At 71.2% G+C, this 14,902-nt stretch carries 18 protein-coding genes; 8 read left to right on the top strand and 10 right to left on the bottom strand.

Annotation, left to right across the window (positions count from 1 at the left end; all coding sequences use genetic code 11):
• Positions 1 to 8: 8 nt before the first annotated feature.
• On the bottom strand, positions 9 to 230 hold the full coding sequence (locus tag ACQPW6_RS22730) for a DUF397 domain-containing protein (protein ID WP_433891513.1): 222 nt from the start codon (positions 228 to 230) through the stop codon (positions 9 to 11).
• Complete coding sequence (locus ACQPW6_RS22725) at positions 133 to 1,050, bottom strand: helix-turn-helix domain-containing protein (RefSeq protein WP_433891512.1); 918 nt, start codon at positions 1,048 to 1,050, stop codon at positions 133 to 135. The genes ACQPW6_RS22730 and ACQPW6_RS22725 overlap by 98 nt, the downstream gene beginning before the upstream one ends.
• 200 nt (positions 1,051 to 1,250) lie before the next feature.
• Between ACQPW6_RS22725 and ACQPW6_RS22720 the strand changes: the two genes are divergently transcribed.
• From ACQPW6_RS22720 to ACQPW6_RS22705, 4 genes are all read left to right on the top strand, one after another.
• Entirely contained in the window at positions 1,251 to 1,652 is a 402-nt protein-coding gene (locus tag ACQPW6_RS22720; RefSeq protein WP_433894626.1) for an ATP-binding protein, read from the top strand.
• A 54-nt stretch (positions 1,653 to 1,706) separates the two neighbouring features.
• The gene (locus ACQPW6_RS22715; protein ID WP_433891511.1) at positions 1,707 to 2,357 is read left to right on the top strand and encodes a hypothetical protein; all 651 of its coding nucleotides are present in this window, start codon (positions 1,707 to 1,709) and stop codon (positions 2,355 to 2,357) included.
• Positions 2,358 to 2,392: 35 nt separating this feature from the next.
• The gene (locus tag ACQPW6_RS22710; protein WP_433891510.1) at positions 2,393 to 2,767 is read left to right on the top strand and encodes a YybH family protein; all 375 of its coding nucleotides are present in this window, start codon (positions 2,393 to 2,395) and stop codon (positions 2,765 to 2,767) included.
• A 112-nt stretch (positions 2,768 to 2,879) separates the two neighbouring features.
• Entirely contained in the window at positions 2,880 to 3,590 is a 711-nt protein-coding gene (locus ACQPW6_RS22705; RefSeq protein WP_433891509.1) for a hypothetical protein, read from the top strand.
• Between the two features lie 81 nt (positions 3,591 to 3,671).
• Here the strand turns inward: ACQPW6_RS22705 and ACQPW6_RS22700 are convergent, their stop codons facing one another.
• The 5 genes from ACQPW6_RS22700 to ACQPW6_RS22680 form a co-directional block, all read right to left on the bottom strand.
• A complete protein-coding gene (locus tag ACQPW6_RS22700; RefSeq protein ID WP_433891508.1) occupies positions 3,672 to 4,340 on the bottom strand; it encodes a class I SAM-dependent methyltransferase in 669 nt (222 codons plus the stop codon).
• A 136-nt stretch (positions 4,341 to 4,476) separates the two neighbouring features.
• The gene (locus tag ACQPW6_RS22695; protein ID WP_433891507.1) at positions 4,477 to 4,806 is read right to left on the bottom strand and encodes a deoxyxylulose-5-phosphate synthase; all 330 of its coding nucleotides are present in this window, start codon (positions 4,804 to 4,806) and stop codon (positions 4,477 to 4,479) included.
• 58 nt (positions 4,807 to 4,864) lie between these two features.
• Positions 4,865 to 5,335, bottom strand: a complete 471-nt coding sequence (locus tag ACQPW6_RS22690; protein WP_433891506.1) for a hypothetical protein — start codon at positions 5,333 to 5,335, stop codon at positions 4,865 to 4,867.
• On the bottom strand, positions 5,332 to 5,793 hold the full coding sequence (locus ACQPW6_RS22685; protein ID WP_433891505.1) for a DUF6228 family protein: 462 nt from the start codon (positions 5,791 to 5,793) through the stop codon (positions 5,332 to 5,334). The genes ACQPW6_RS22690 and ACQPW6_RS22685 overlap by 4 nt, the downstream gene beginning before the upstream one ends.
• Positions 5,794 to 6,000: 207 nt before the next feature.
• Positions 6,001 to 6,807 carry a nucleotidyltransferase gene (locus ACQPW6_RS22680; protein WP_433891504.1) on the bottom strand — a complete coding sequence of 269 codons (807 nt, stop codon included), beginning with the start codon at positions 6,805 to 6,807 and terminating at the stop codon, positions 6,001 to 6,003.
• Positions 6,808 to 7,483: 676 nt separating this feature from the next.
• Here ACQPW6_RS22680 and ACQPW6_RS22675 point away from each other — a divergent pair.
• The 3 genes from ACQPW6_RS22675 (at position 7,484) to ACQPW6_RS22665 (ending at position 9,117) form a co-directional block, all read left to right on the top strand.
• Positions 7,484 to 7,948 (top strand): helix-turn-helix domain-containing protein, encoded by a 465-nt coding sequence (locus tag ACQPW6_RS22675; protein WP_433891503.1) that lies wholly within the window; start codon positions 7,484 to 7,486, stop codon positions 7,946 to 7,948.
• A complete protein-coding gene (locus ACQPW6_RS22670) occupies positions 7,945 to 8,490 on the top strand; it encodes a hypothetical protein (protein WP_433891502.1) in 546 nt (181 codons plus the stop codon). The genes ACQPW6_RS22675 and ACQPW6_RS22670 overlap by 4 nt, the downstream gene beginning before the upstream one ends.
• A gap of 234 nt (positions 8,491 to 8,724) precedes the next feature.
• A complete protein-coding gene (locus tag ACQPW6_RS22665) occupies positions 8,725 to 9,117 on the top strand; it encodes a DUF2516 family protein (RefSeq protein WP_433894625.1) in 393 nt (130 codons plus the stop codon).
• 67 nt (positions 9,118 to 9,184) lie between these two features.
• On the opposite strand, the gene ACQPW6_RS22660 is transcribed toward ACQPW6_RS22665, so the two are convergent.
• From ACQPW6_RS22660 to ACQPW6_RS22650, 3 genes are all read right to left on the bottom strand, one after another.
• Positions 9,185 to 10,060 (bottom strand): LLM class F420-dependent oxidoreductase, encoded by an 876-nt coding sequence (locus ACQPW6_RS22660; protein ID WP_433891501.1) that lies wholly within the window; start codon positions 10,058 to 10,060, stop codon positions 9,185 to 9,187.
• 246 nt (positions 10,061 to 10,306) lie between these two features.
• Complete coding sequence (locus tag ACQPW6_RS22655) at positions 10,307 to 11,866, bottom strand: PP2C family protein-serine/threonine phosphatase (protein ID WP_433891500.1); 1,560 nt, start codon at positions 11,864 to 11,866, stop codon at positions 10,307 to 10,309.
• A 285-nt stretch (positions 11,867 to 12,151) separates the two neighbouring features.
• On the bottom strand, positions 12,152 to 13,015 hold the full coding sequence (locus ACQPW6_RS22650; protein WP_433891499.1) for a TetR/AcrR family transcriptional regulator: 864 nt from the start codon (positions 13,013 to 13,015) through the stop codon (positions 12,152 to 12,154).
• A 123-nt stretch (positions 13,016 to 13,138) separates the two neighbouring features.
• Between ACQPW6_RS22650 and ACQPW6_RS22645 the strand changes: the two genes are divergently transcribed.
• On the top strand, positions 13,139 to 14,821 hold the full coding sequence (locus ACQPW6_RS22645; protein ID WP_433891498.1) for a carboxylesterase/lipase family protein: 1,683 nt from the start codon (positions 13,139 to 13,141) through the stop codon (positions 14,819 to 14,821).
• Positions 14,822 to 14,902: the final 81 nt, after the last annotated feature.

Here is a 14,902-nt window from a genome sequence, read left to right as displayed (position 1 = left end):
CAGGGACGTCAGACGGGAAAGTACCCGGCCTTCACATCCGCAACGAACGCGGACCAGGCCGCACCGGTGAACACCAGGGCAGGGCCCTGCGGGTCCTTGGAATCACGCACCGGCATCACCCCGCTGAAGCCGTCAGCGACCTCGACGCAGTCGCCGCCCTCCTGATTGCTGTAACTGGCTTTGCGCCAGACGGCGACGCTGAGTTCGGGACGGGAGACGGCGGGAGTCACGGTGGTCCTCCATCAGGGAGCGGATCAGGTCCAGGGACGTGTCTGGCGGCAGCGCATGCCCCCGAAGCTGATCGTAGGCCAACAAGTACGACTTCACTTCTGCCGGTTCTTCGATCAGCCGGCCGAAGTCCGCACCCTCCGTGTATGCCGACTCTGTCCCGTCCGGCAGGGTCAGCAGAGTGAGCGAGCCGCCCATTGCCGGGTGCGCTCCGACGGAGAAGGGTAGGACCTGCACCGTGGTGTGGGGGTCGTCGCGGGTGTCCAGGAGCCGTTGGAGCTGTTTCGTCATGACCTCCGCGCCGCCGATCGGACGCCGGAGGACGGCCTCGTCGAGGATGACCACCAACTCCGGTCGGTCGTCCCGGTAGAGCCGATCCTGGCGGTCGATGCGAACAGCCAGCCGTTCCCTGAGTTGTCCACGTGTCTTGAGCGTCCGTCCGGCGCTCAGCACGGCACGGGCGTAGTCCTCGACCTGGAGCAGCCCCGCAACGGTGTGCGCCGCATACGCTGCGATACGAGTCGCTTTGGCCGACTGCTCCATGAAGGCCCGCGACCAGTCCGGGAACGCCTCGCGGTACACGTGCGGCCAGAGATCGGTCAACAGCCCGTCGGCGCCCAGGGCTTGGTCGATGTCCCTGGCCAGGTCGAGCGTGGGCTTGTGGCCGGTCACCCGCTCGATCTGATTGATCCGGCTGGGATGGACCCGCACCACTTCCGCGAGCTTCACCTGACTCCAGCCCTTGGCCGTGCGCAGCCGGGTCACCCGCCGGCCGAAGACCGCAGCAACCGATGCCTCCGGGTCAACTTTGGTAGTGGCCATCGCCGTGGGATTCCTTTCCCCGGATCTTTACGGATGAAGGCTTAAAGCCGTGCCCCCTGCCGATCGTAACCGCGAACCGCAACCCTTGCGTAGAGAAGCTCTTGACTGCCCGTCAAGGAGTGAGACCACACCGGCAGGGCGCGGCGAAAGGACAGTTGGCTATGCGAACGGCCGCTCGAAATAAGGTTGTTGCGGCTGCGGTGGTCACGCCGCCACGCGTAATTACGCAATGGCCGTGCGCCGCCTCCTCCATTTCGCGGGCGCGGCACGATCTCAGGGCCGTCATGGGTGACTGGGGGCTGCCCGAACTCGCCGACGCCGCCGAGCTCGTGCTCAGTGAACTCCTCACCAACGCTGTCCGGCACGCCGCTGCGCGGACCCGCGAGGTCGGGACCAGGTACGAACGCGACGGCACGGGTGGGGTGCGCCTTGAGGTGTCGGACGGCAGCCCCGTCGCACCCCAGCTGCGGGTCGCCGGGCCGGACGCCGAAAACGGGCGCGGGCTCGGGCTCGTGGACGCCTTGACCGGGGGCCGGTGGGGCGTCGTGAGGGACCCGCACGGCGGCGGGAAAACCGTCTGGGCCCGAATCGCCGCCAGTTGATCGAGAGCGGCGCTACCGCACGGGCTGTTCAAGAACGCGAGAAAGGGAAAACCGATGTCCACGACCGGGGCACAGCCGCCACAACTCACCTGGGGCGCCAAGAAATTGCCCGTTCCGTTCGCCGCCGCGTGGAGCGGTGAGGAACCGGATATCAGCCGGTTGATCGCGAGGCCGTTCGGGGCGGGGCTCGCGTACAGCGACGAGCGGCCCGAAGACCGCGACGAGCACGGGGTGTTGTGGGCGCGGATTCCGGCCGCGCCCGGGTCGGGGCGGCCCATCTTCGAGGCGATGCATTCGGTACGGCAGCGCGAGGCGCTCCTGCACCGGTTGTGCCAAGTCTGCGGGAAGCCGGCCGAACGCACCGAACAGGGCTGGCTGTTCCTGTCGCAGTACACCCGACTGACGCAGGCGATGGGGGATTCGGCGGACCAGGGCTTCACCTCCAAGCCGCCGATCTGCCCGCCCTGCGCCCGCCTCGCCGTCCGGTTGTGCCCGCACCTGACCGACCCCGTCTGCGTCCGCAGCGCCAACCCCCGCGTGTGGGGCGTGTCCGGCGGCTTCTACGTTCCCAACCACGACGCGAAAGCCGTCCCCTACCCCGCCGACGAGAACCTCCCCTACCGCCACCGCCCCGACCTGGAGAAGTGGTTCCTCGCCTCCCAACTCATCGTCCACCTCACCAAATGCACACCCGCCACGCTGTAGCCCGCGCCGCGCCCCGACCCCGCTGGAGGACGTCCATGTCAGATCTGGCCGCCGAGCTCACCGCGTTCATGACCCGGTACGAGCAGGCCACCAACAGCCACGACATCGACCGTGTCGTGCCGTTGATCGTCCCGGACGCCGTCTACTGGTTCTCCGACGGCTCCCATCGGGGCCTCGGGGAGATCGGGGGCGCGATCGAGCGGACCTTCGCGGCCATCCAGCACGAGGTGTACGAGATAAGGGATCTCGAATGGATCGTCATGACCGCCGACCACGCGGTGTGCCGATACCGCTTCTCCTGGACGGGCCTGGTCGACGGCCGGCCCCGTTCCGGCGGGGGCCGCGGCACCAACGTGATCGTGCGGCGCGACGGCACGTGGAAAATGCAGCACGAGCACTTGAGCACCTGAGCACCTGCCCGGCGGGGCCTCCGCCCCGCGTGCTGCTCCTCCGCCGCGCGAGGCGGTCGCACGGCGGAAACCGTTCGACAGACGTGGCCCGGATGGAGAAAGATCCGCACCCGTGACGACGCCGAAGCAGCTCCTGGTCCAGGCCGCCGCGCGCAACAACGCCGAGTGGTGCGCGGCGATGAGCCGGTCTCACGGCCTGGCGGGCGACTTCACGGCACAGTCCTGGGCCGCCCCGGTCCGAACGCCGCTGTATTACCCCGACGCGGTGACGCTGGTACCGGGTGCCGACCCGGCCGCACTGGCAGCCCGGATCGACACCGTCGCGCCCGGCGCCTCCGTCAAGGACAGCTTCGCCGACCTCGACCTGGTGGAGGCCGGCTTCCAGGTGCTGTTCGAAGCACAGTGGATCCACCGCCCGGCGCGTGCGGCCGCCACCGGGGCGGACCTCGCCTGGGACGTGGTCGGCGACCCGGACGCGCTGCGCGCCTGGGCGCTCGCCTGGGACGACGGGGCCGGCCACGCGGACCTCTTCCGGGCCGAACTGCTCGACGACCCGGCCACGTTCGTACTCGCCGGACAGTCTGCTGACGGCCACGTGGTCGTCGGAGCGGTGGCGAGCCGCAGCGACCGGGTGGTCGGAATCTCCAATGTCTTCGCCCTGGACGGCAGCCCTGACGCGGCCTGGCCACTCGTACTCGACGCGGTGCAGCGGCTGTTCCCCACCCTGCCGGTGGTCGGCTACGAGCACGGCGACGACCTGGCGGTCGCCCTCCGCCACGGCTTCGAGCCGGTCGGTCCGCTGCGGATCTGGCTGCACGGCTAGGCGGGCCGGCTCCGGGGCCGGCCGAGCCGCCGCTCGCGGCCATCGTCGCCACGGAGAACGTCGCCGATCTTGTGATCGGGGTCAGGACTGTGCCGAATCCGCAGGCGCAGCGTCGTACACCAGGCTGTACCGCCAGAACAGGCGGCGGCGTATCCGGGCGCCGGGCAGCTCTCGCCCGGCCGCGGTCCGGATATCGCTCAGGGTCTCCTGCGGGTCTGCGGTAGGCGCCGTCATGTGCAGGGGCGGCGCGGCGGCGCGGGCCGGATGTCTGATCAGGCCCATGACCGGATTCAGGAGCACGGACAGCAGGGAGACGAGCCGATCGACGGGCCCGCTCTCCCGGTAGCAGCCGACGATCACGAGCCGCCCGCCCGGGGCGAGGCAGCCGCGCAGCTCCCGCAGAGTGGGCGCCAGGGGCAGGTGGTGCAGGACGGCGACCAGGGTGATCGCGTCGAAGCGCCGCTGCGGGTCCCGCCGCCCGGCGAAGCCGGCTTCAACGATGGTGACCGCGGGGTCGTCAGCGAAGCGCTCCGCCGCGGCCCGGGCCATCTGGGGGTCGGGTTCGAGCCCGGTGACGGTGACGGCCCGCCGGCGCAGCAGCGCGGCAAGGTTCCCCGTGCCGCACCCGACGTCAAGGACGTGACGCGCCCCGGCTCCGGCCACCCGGCGGGCGATCCAGGGGCCGAAGTGGTCGTTGTGGCTCCATGGGTGCCGCTGGTTGAGCCGGTGGAGGTGAGCACGTAGCGCCATGGAGCCACGGTAAGCAGGAGCAGCACCGGTCACCGGTGGATCGGCGGCGCGGATGCTGTCGAGGCCGGCCAGTACCCGCGCTCGGTGACAGGAAGTCACTCGGCCCGCACGTCCTGATCTGCCGCCGGGGGCGGCGTTACGGCAGCTCGCGGCGCACGAGCGCCCGAGCGAAGGGCTCGCCGGTCCGCCGCGCGTACGCCATCCGCTCGCGTACCTCGCGGCGGGTGCGGGGGCGGTAACCGGTGACGCCGCAGCAGCTCTTGTGGAACCGGACGCCCGCGTTGAGCAGCACGGTGAGGGTCCGCCAGGCCGCGACGTCCCGGCGCCGGGGGGCGGCGAAGGCCGACCCCACGTGGATCAGAGGCTCTGCGCAGCGCGGGCAGATCCGCTCGTGGTCCCCGCGGTAGGGCTGTTTGTACGAGGCTCTGCACGGCAGGCAGACGTACGAGGTCTTCGCGTGGGACATGCCACCAGGCTAGGGGCGGACCCGCGAGGCCGTCGATGGATTTTCCGGGCGCCGGGCCTCAGTCCCGGGCACGTTCCCGCGAGCGCCAAAGCCGCCTGAGGGCTTCGAGTTCGAACCCGGGGAAGGGCCTCCCCCACGTCTCGTCGTAGCCGCTCTCACCGTAGGTCCGTGCCACCTCGTCGAAGCAGCGGATCACCGCCCGCGCGAGCGGGTGAACGCCGGCCCGGCCGGACCAGACCACCGACCCCCTGTCGTCGCCGTCCCGCCCGTCGCGCAGGTACAGCACCCGGATCCGGACGTCGTCGCCCTCGCGAGAGAAGATCCACCGGTAGGCGGTCGGCTCGGCCTCGAACTGGACACGGGCCTCCGTCCCACCCGTGACAAGCCGGGTCACCGCGGCCAGAAGCTCCTCGGGCGCACTAGTGATGTAGGACGCGGTGAGCTCGGCCTTCGCGTACTGATCCTCAAGGATGCAGCCGGCCCATCCGCGGCCCTCCAGCGTCCAGCTCATGCGCAGCCCGGACGTCACTGCTGCTCCCCGGCGAGGAAGTGCCGGACGCCGGCCGCCAGAGAAGCCATCTGCTCGCCGCCCTCCAACCAGGTCGTCACCGAAGCGTCCCAGCCGCCTGCGGCCCTCGGCCACGGCCGCAAGGTCCAGGTCAGTCCGACGTGCCCGCCGGAACGGAAGACCGCCGACACCGCAAGATCCCGGTCGTTCGTCTGCCAGCTCCGCTCGCCGTCCCACCCCCGGTAGTCGGCGGCGAGCCTCGCCAGGAACGGGGCGAGATCGCCGTCCCAGACCCAGGCCACCACCTCGTCCACACGAGCGGTCAGCCCCGGGGCCCAAATCTCGACCGCATAGTGCACCGAGTCCTCGTCGAAGCTGAACCGATCACAGAACTTCACGCCCACGGCCCGGCTGTCCTGACAGCGGATGACCACACCCGCCGACTCGTCCATGGCGTCGGCACCGTCCGGAGATCTCATGAGCCGAACGCTAGGCCGCCACCACGCCCCTCGTCACCGGAGTTCCTCCGTCGTGCGCGTACGACACGTGTCGTGCTCAGTCATGTCCTTTGCGATTTATGTCTGCGACACCTTGGCGTGGTGGTCTGCGACTCGCAGGGATGGAGTCTCGCGTGTCGCAAGATCTGTGCAGGGTCACCTTGCGAATTCGATGAGCGGGGTGCTCGTTCAGGGGCGCAGCGCTTTCTCGCCGTGCACGGCTGTGTATTCGGCTGCGAGCCATGGAGCCAGGTCGTCGATGAGCAGGGTGAGTACGGCCGGATCAGCTGAAGGGCTGCGGCCGGTGGCCGCGGCCACGCGCATCTGCTGAGTTCGCTCGGGGTAGTAGCGGCCGAAGAGTTCGGCGGACTGGCCGAGGTCACTGGTCCAGCCGCCCCAGCGGGGCATGATCAGTGTGAACCCTGTGCGGACGAGCCGGCGGGCGACTCCTCGGCTGAGAACCTTGCGTTCGGCGTCGGTCACGGCTTCGGCGGCTCGGGTGCGCCAGCGCGGAAGCGCGAGGGCGAGGTCGCCGTTCGTCTCGCGGGCCAGCAGGGCCGTGGGGCAGTAGCGGGGGAGCTGCTCGGCGAGGTCGCTGCCCAGCAGCGGGGTGCACAGGCAGGCGACAAAGAAGCCGAGGTCATGGCGTTCGAGTTCGCTGAGCAGGGTGCGCGAGCTGAACAGGAGGATGCCGACCCCGTTGATCTGGGGGAAGGAATGGTCGAGTGCGGCCTCGATCGTCTCGGCCTCGGCGCGGTCGGCTTCGGTCGGTTCGTTGTGGAGGGCGAGTAGCAGGTCGAGGTCGGAGACCCCGGCGACGGCGGTGCCTCGGGGGATGCTGCCGTAGAGGTAGGCGCTGTGCAGCCGTGCGCTGACGAATGTCTCGGTGATCTGATCTCGGGCCGCGGCGACGACAGGGGCGAATGCTTCGGGCACTCGGTCCAGCACGCCCTCCCGTGTGATCGTCCCGTCGTGGTTCAGCCCTTTGTCGCTCATGGGGTCACGGTGCCTCATGTTTCTGTTGGACGGCGAGCGATTTTGGGCGGCAGCCAGCGTCCCTGGACCCTATGCCGACCTGCGTAAGGCTGGCCGTCAGCCGGTTGCTGATTGGGGTTGGACTGGAGCCCTCGGGGTTGGCAGGCGCACTGTGCCCTCGCCTCGTTCGCGGCGGCGCGTGGCGTCGTTCTTAATGAGGTCGTCGATGCGTGTGCTGTGCCAGATGGTGCCTTCCCAGCGCTCGTACTTCGGTGTCCACTTGCGGGCGAGGACTGGCTTGAGGTGTCCGTGGAAGAGGAGTGTGCGGCCCTGGTTCCGGCGGAGCCGGCTGAACCACATCGCGCTCTTCTCGTGTCGGGCGAGCCGGTTCGCTGCGAGGCCGGGGAGGTTGCCGCGGACGCCGCCGGGTGTGTAGGTGGTCAGGGGCCGACCTCGAACCCCTCGTTCGGCGGACCAACCGCCCCACCGCGTACACCGCGCAGTTCAACCACCACGACGGAGCCAACGCCACCGCGATTCGCAAGGTCACGCCAACGCTCGCAACTCCCCTCGCAAGGTTGAACTGGAATCCGCAAGGTTCAGCCTTACGGGACACACACCGCCCGCCCGCGTGTCGGGGGACACACTTGCAAGCGGTGTGCTTGCAAAAGTTAGCGGGGTGGGGCAGGCTCGGGGTATGGCGGCGTTGAAGGTCGGGAATCTCGGGGAGTACCTGCGGGAGCAGCGGCGCGGGGCGTCGTTGAGTTTGCGGCAGTTGGCGGAGGCGGCCGGTGTGTCGAATCCGTATCTGAGCCAGATCGAGCGCGGGCTGCGGAAGCCTAGTGCGGAGATCCTCCAGCAGCTGGCCAAGGCGCTGCGGATCTCGGCGGAGACGCTCTACGTGCAGGCCGGGATGCTGGACGCGCGGGAGCGGGACGAGCTGGAGGTGCCGGCGGCGATCCTGACGGATCCGTCGATCAACGAGCGGCAGAAGCAGGTGCTCATTCAGATCTACGAGTCCTTCCGCAAGGAGAACGCCACCGCCGCGGACCTCGGAAGTGCGGCCCCGGACTCGGTGCGGAGCCCGGGAACAGACGAAGAAGCAGCGGGTACGGGGACGCAGTCGAGCCTCGGCCTCGTACAGGAGGAATCCGAAAAATGACCATGACCGATGACATGATGAAGACCCTGCGCAACCCCACCCCCCTCTACGCGGTCGCCGGCACCGCCGACCTCGCCGCGGAGAAGCTCCGCGAGGTGCCCGTCCTGCTCGAGAAGCTCCGGGTGCAGGCGCCCGAGCAGTTCGAGAAGCTGCGCGGCACCGACCCCAAGGTCGTGCAGGAGCGGGTCACCACGCAGGCCAAGGGCGCCCAGAGCAGGCTCAACGAGACCTTCGCCGGCCTCGACCTGAACCTGGACCTGAAGAAGCTCGGCGAGTCCGTGCAGGACCTGGCCCTCCAGTCGGTCGGCCGCGCCGCCGAGTACGCGGTCAAGGCCCGCGAGACCTACGACGACCTGGCCGTACGCGGCAAGGGCGCGGTGGCCGGCTGGCGCGGCGAGGCGGCCGACGAGGTCGTGGAGATCGCCGCCGTGGTCGAGCCGAAGCCGGCGCCCAAGGCGCAGAAGGCCGCGCCCAAGGCCGCCGACCCGGCCAAGAAGGCGCCGGCCGCCCGCAAGGCCGCGCCGAAGAAGACGGACAAGTAGGCAGATGGGCTGGTAGGACGGTTGCGCCTGCCGGGTGACGGCGGCACCTCCGTGACACGGGCCGGGCACGCTTTGCGGGCCCGGTCCGTTCTCCTGTCATCTCCCCCGTCACGACCGGTACGGTTGCGGTAACGGCGGCAACGGCGGTGACAGCGTTTCGGCAGCAGGTGCGGTAACGGCTGGTGCGGCAGCAGCCACAGCAGCGGATCAGGCGACAAGAAGGCGGTGGACGGCGTGTTGGTCACGGGGTTCTTCGGGGCGATCGCCCTGCTCTCGTGGGCGCTCTTCCTCTTCGCGCTGTTCGCGTTCGTCGACGCGGTCTTCCGCCGTCCGGACGCCTACCGCGCCGCGAACAAGCAGAACAAGGGCATGTGGCTGATCTTCCTCGGTATCGCCGCCGTGGTGATGAAGTTCTTCTCGATCCTGTCGTTCCTGCCGGTGCTGGGCCTGATCGCGGTGATCGTGTACATGGTCGACGTGCGGCCGGCGCTCCGTGAGGTCACCGCGAACAGCCAGACGCCGCGCCGGATAGGGCGCGGCGGGTTCCCCGGCCGGCGGGGCGGCCCGCGCCGCGGCGGCCGGGGCGGCAGCAGCAGCGACGGGCCCTACGGCCCCTACAACGGCTGAGCCCGGGGCCCCGAGCTGATCCCCGGCTGACGCGCGCCCAGGCCCCGGCCTCCTACAACGAGCCGCCTCAGCCGATCTCGGCCAACCGCGGCAGCACGCCCCCCGCCAGCGCCTCCACGAACTCCCGCGGGTCGCGGTCCGGCACCACCTCCACCTGCGTCACGCCGAGGCCGGCGTAACCCCGCACGTCCGACAGGAACGCCTCCGGGTCGTCCAGCACCGGCTTCCGGCTGTGCAGCACCGTCTTCTTGATCTCGTCGTAGTCGCGCCCGACGTCCGCGCAGTGCGCGCGCAGTACGTCCAGCTTGTGCGTGACATCGTCCACCGACGTGCCGAACAGGTTGCACGCGTCCCCGTACTGCGCCACCAGCCGCAGCGTCTTCTTCTCACCGCCGCCGCCGATCATGATCGGCGGACGGGGGCGGCGCAGCGGCGCGGGGACGCACAGGGTCTCGGCGAGCTGGTAGTGCCGGCCCTCGTACGGGCCGTTGTCGTCGCTCCACATCTGGAGGCAGATCTGCAACGTCTCCTCCAGCCGTTCGAACCGCTCCGTCACCGGCACCACCGGCACGCCCAGGCCGCGCTGCTCCCGCTCGTACCAGGACGCGCCGATGCCCAGCACCGCCCGGCCGGCGGAGAGCACGTCGAGCGTGGTGACGATCTTCGCGAGCAGGCCGGGGTGCCGGTACATCACCCCGGTGACCATCAGGCCGAGCGACATGCGCTCGGTCAGCGCGGCCACGTAGCCGAGCGTGGTGTAGCCCTCCAGCATCGGCTCCTCGGCCCGGCCGCCGTTGAACTCCATCTGGAAGTAGTGGTCCATGACGGTGAACGAGGTGATCCCGGCCTGTTCGGCGGCCCGTGCGGTCTCGGCGAGGGTCGGCGCGATCTGGGTCGGATCGGCCGGGGTGCTGTAGTTCCAGTAGTGCAGCCCGAGTTCCATGAAGACCTCCACAACGGGGGCTCGCGGTCGCCGTTGCCGGCCGGGCCGCCGCCCCTGACGTACGCGACGCGCACCGACGTTACTCGCGGAGGACGGCAACGGGGCTCGCGGCGGGCCGCCAAACGGGCACAACTGGTACGGGTATGGCGCCGCCGGTACGGGGATGGCGCCGCCGGTACGGGTATGGCGCCGCCCGGCGCCCGCGCCCCGGTGGTCCCGGGCGTACGTGCCCGCCCGCCGTCCCCGTTACGGGCGGCGCTCCAGCAGGACGAGGGCCACGTCGTCGGTCAGCTCGCCGCCGTTCAGCTCCCGCGCCTCCGTGACGGCCGCGTCGAGCAACGCCTCGCCGCCCAGGCCCTGTTCGAGCAGCCGGGTGGTGATCGTCAGCATGCCGTCCTGGCCGAGCCGCCGGCTGCCCTGGCCGATCCGGCCCTCGATCAGGCCGTCGGTGTAGAGCATCAGCCGCCAGTCGCCGTCCAGCCGCACCGGGACGGGCTGCCAGTCGGCGTCCGGCAGCAGGCCGAGGGCCGGGCCGCCGTCGTCGGACGGTAGCAGCTCCGGCGCGGCGCCGGGGCGGGCCAGCAGCGGGGCCGGGTGGCCGGCCAGATAGAGGTCGGCGGAGCGGCGGTCGGGCGCGATGACCAGAGTGCACAGGGTCGCGAAGATCTCGTCGTCGGCGCGCTCGTGCTCCAGCACCTGCTGGAGGGTGCGCAGCAGGACGTCGCCGCCGAGCCCGGCGAAGATCAACGCGCGCCAGGCGATGCGGAGTTGGACGCCCAGCGCGGCGGCGTCCGGGCCGTGGCCGCAGACGTCGCCGATCATCGCGTGCACGGTGCCGTCCGGGGTGCGGACGGTGTCGTAGAAGTCACCGCCGAGCAGCGCGCGGCTGCGGCCGGGGCGGTAGCGGGCGGCGAACCGCAGGTCGGCGCCCTCCAGCAGCGGGGTCGGCAGCAGGCCGCGCTCCAGCCGGGTGTTCTCCTGGGCGATCAGCGCGGTCTCGCTGAGCTGGTGCTGGGCGAGGTCGGCGCGTTTTCGCTCGATCGCGTAGCGGACGGCGCGGGTGATGGTGGCGGCGTCGACCTCGTCGCGGGCGAGGTGGTCCTGCGCGCCGATCCGTACCGCCTCGGCGGCCTGGCCGAGATCCGGCCCATGGCCCGGGGCCCCGCCTTCCCGGCCGTCGCGGCCGTCACGACTTTCACGGCCTTCCCGCGGCTCGACGTCGCTGTCGCCGTCGGTGAGGACCAGGATCGCGGTGTCCGGGGCCACCCGCTGGAAGTGGCGTACGGCGTCCAGGACGTCGGGCAGGTCGAGCAGGATGCAGTGCACGTCGTCGGTGAGCAGCCGGCCGGCGGCGGTGAGGTTGCGGGCCCGCAGCACGCGGATCCGGGGGCCGCCGCCGTCCTGGAAGGAGGGTGCGGTGAAGGCGCCGGTCGGGTCGTCGCCGACGACGAGGAGGGTGAGCGGGGCCGGGGCCGACGGGTCCTGCCGCTGGCGCGGCAGGCTGATGGCGCCCGGCGGGGGCGGGCCGGGGTCGGCGTGCGCGGTGACGTCGTCCCGCCCAGTGCCGTCGGCGCGGCCGGTGCCATCGTCGTGGCCGGTGCGGTCGGCGTGCGCGGTGCCGTCGGCGTCGTGCGCCGTGACGTCGGCGTCGTCAGCGGGTTCCTGCGCGTGCTGGTGCTCGCGCTCGTGCGCTCGCGCTCCGCGGCTGCGGGTGGGGTCAGGGGCGTCCGTCGGCATGCCGCCGGGGCCCTCGGCCCCGGTGCGGGTGGCTGAGGGCCGTTCGGTGCCGCGCTTGGCAGCGGACATCAAGCGACTCCATCTCTCCCCCGAAGACCTCACGCGACCCTAGTGGTTTCCGGCGGTGTGACGGGAGGGGCGAAGGTAAAACGTCAGAGTCATATGCGGGGACGGGGTGGGGATTTCGGTGCGGATGGGGGGATCCGCCCATGACGAACATCACCCGCCCGGCCCACAACCGTTCCCCGCCCCCGGCCCGATCCCGGCCCCCCGAAGGTCCGCGACCGGCCCCCGACCGGCAACGGACGGCCCGCGACGGCCCGCGGCGGCTCGCGACGGCCCGCCAGGAGGCTTTTACGGGGCGCCGGGCTTCGTCCGGCGGCCGATCAGGACCTCGATCCCGTCCAGGATGCGGGTCAGGCCGAACTCCACGTCGTCCTCGTGGACCTCGTCGTCGTACTCGTTCTCCGTCATCATCGACGCCAGGATGGGGTAGCCGTGCTCCCGCAGGAGCGGCTGGAGGAACCGGCTCACGGCGGCCGACTGGACCGGGGCCGCACTGCTTTCGCGCACGTCGCGGCGGGCAGCGGCGATGCGCCGCGCGTAACCGTCGAGCAGCAGCGCGCACCCCAGTGATTCGGCGGTGCTCAGTCCGGCGCCGGTGAGCGCTTGGAGCAGCACTTCCGTCCAGCGCAGCAGGTTCGGGGTCACCGGCGCCCCCCGGATGGGCAGGTCGGACAGCCAGGGGTGGGTGTCGCACCGCTCGATCATCGCCCTGGTCCAGGTGGCCGCCGAGGCTCGCCACCGGCCCGCGCCGGCTCGCGGGTCCGGGCCGGCTCCCCGGTCCGGGCCGGCTCCCGTGCCCGTTTCCTGGCCCGCGCCAGCCCCCGGGCCCCCGCCGCCCTCCGGGCCCGTCCCCGTCCCCGTCCCCGATTCCAGGTCAGGCGCCGGCCCCCACGCCGCCTCGGCGGCGAGCACCAGCAGCTCGTCCCGCGAGCTGACGTACCGGTAGACCGCGTTCGCGCTGAGCCCCACCCGCTTGGCGACGTTCGGCATGGACAGCGCCGCGAAGCCTTCCTCGTCGGCCAGCCGGACGGCCGCCTCGACGATGCCCTCGACGCTCTGCGAGGGCTTGCGGCCCAGTCGCCCCGTCTTGGCGGGCAGCCCCCACGCCAGGGCGAGGCCAGGTGGCAGCGGCTCGTCGTCACTCGTCGGCATCGGGCCAGTCTCCCAGTCTCCCTGTCGCGCCATCTCTCATCCAGGCGGCCATTGACTTTGTGGGTGCCCCACACTTTATATTAGTGTGGACCCCACACGAACTGTATGAGGATGTGAGCACCGATGGATCCCACACGCGCGGATCACTCACGAGGGCATCGCTGGTCGCAGGTCGCGCGGCGGACGCGGCTACGGGCCCTGCTGACCGCCCTGCTCTGCGGCGCCATGCTCAGCGGCGCGGCCGGATACTCGCAGGCAGCGCAGCAGAAAGGACAGGAGGCCGACGGCGGCCGGGGCGCCCCCGTGGTCAGGACGGACACCGGCCTGGTCGAGGGCCGCCTCGGCACGGACACCCGGCTGTTCCAGGGCATCCCTTACGCCGCCCCGCCGAAGGGCCCGCTGCGCTGGGCCTCGCCGCAGCCGGCCGCGTCCTGGTCGGGCGTACGGAAGGCGACCGCACCCGGCGACCGGTGCGCACAGGCGGAAGGGCTCATCGACAAGGAGAGCATCAGCGAGGACTGCCTCTATCTGAACGTCACCACGCCGCAACGCACCAGCAGCGCCCGCAAGTTGCCGGTGATGGTGTGGATCCACGGCAACGGCTACATCAACGGCGCCGGGAGCCTGTACGACGCGCAGCGGCTGGCCGCCACGGGCCAGGTGATCGTGGTCAGCTTCAACTACCGGCTCGGCATCTTCGGCTTCCTCGACCACCCGGCGCTTGACCACGGCCGGGCCGAGCACCTGTCGGGCAACTTCGGCCTGGAGGACCAGCAGGCCGCCCTGCGGTGGGTGCATCGCAACGCGGCGGCGTTCGGCGGCGACGCGGCGAACGTCACGCTCTTCGGCGAGTCGGCCGGCGGCACCAGCGTCTGCTCGCACCTCGTGGCGCCGGGGTCGGCGGGCCTGTTCCAGAAGGCGATCCTGCAGAGCGCCGAGTGCACGGGACGCAACTGGTCGCCGGGACCGCCGACTTGGTTCCCACTGCCGCGCGCCGAGCGCGAGCAGCACGGGCTCGACGTGGCGGCGCAGGTCGGCTGCTCCGACCCCCGGACAGCGGCGGCCTGCCTGCGCGAACTGTCCGTGCCGGAGCTCTTGAAGTGGTCCGACGACGGACTCGGGTCAGGACCGTCGGTCGGCGGCGGCGTCCTGCCCGTCAGCCCGCAACAGGGCTTCGCCAGCGGCCACTTCAACCGGGTCCCGATCATCCAGGGAACCACCCGGGACGAACACCGCCTGTTCACCGCGGCCATCGAGGCCGCCACCGGCCAGACGACGACCGACGCCAGTTACCAGGAGCAGATCCGGACGCTCTTCAGCCCGGCCGACGCGGCCCGCGTCCTGGCCCGTTACCCCGCCGACGGCTTCACGTCCCCCGGCGAGGCGCTGTCCACGGTCGTCACCGACTGGGCCTGGGGATGCACGACCCTCGGCCGGGACCAGGCCCTGAACCGTCAAGTGCCCACCTACGCGTACGAGTTCGACGACCAGGACGCCCCCTGGTTCAGCACGCTCAAGAAGCCGAACTTCCCCACCGGGGCGTTCCACGGCAGCGAGTTGGAGTACCTCTTCGACGACGAGCAGCTGCCCGGCCCGGCCACCCCCGCGCAGCACCAGCTCGCGGACACGATGGTGCGCTACTGGGCCCACTTCGCCTACACCGGCGACCCGAACGGTCCCGGTACGGCGCCCTGGCCGCGGTTCGGAACCGGCCAGCACGTGCAGTCGCTGCAACCGGGGAAGACCGAGCCGGTCGATCTCGCCCAGGAGCACCAGTGCGGCTTCTGGAAGACCATCGGCAGCTGACGGCGGCCGCACCGTACGGGGCTGGGCGGCGACGCGGCCCCGCGGGCCGGGCCGTCACGGCCGGGCCGTCACGGCCGGGCT

Origin of the sequence: Streptomyces sp. CA-111067 (assembly GCF_050956065.1) — a bacterium.
Lineage (GTDB): Bacteria > Actinomycetota > Actinomycetes > Streptomycetales > Streptomycetaceae > Actinacidiphila.
This window is presented reverse-complemented; position numbering and strand designations above follow the sequence as displayed.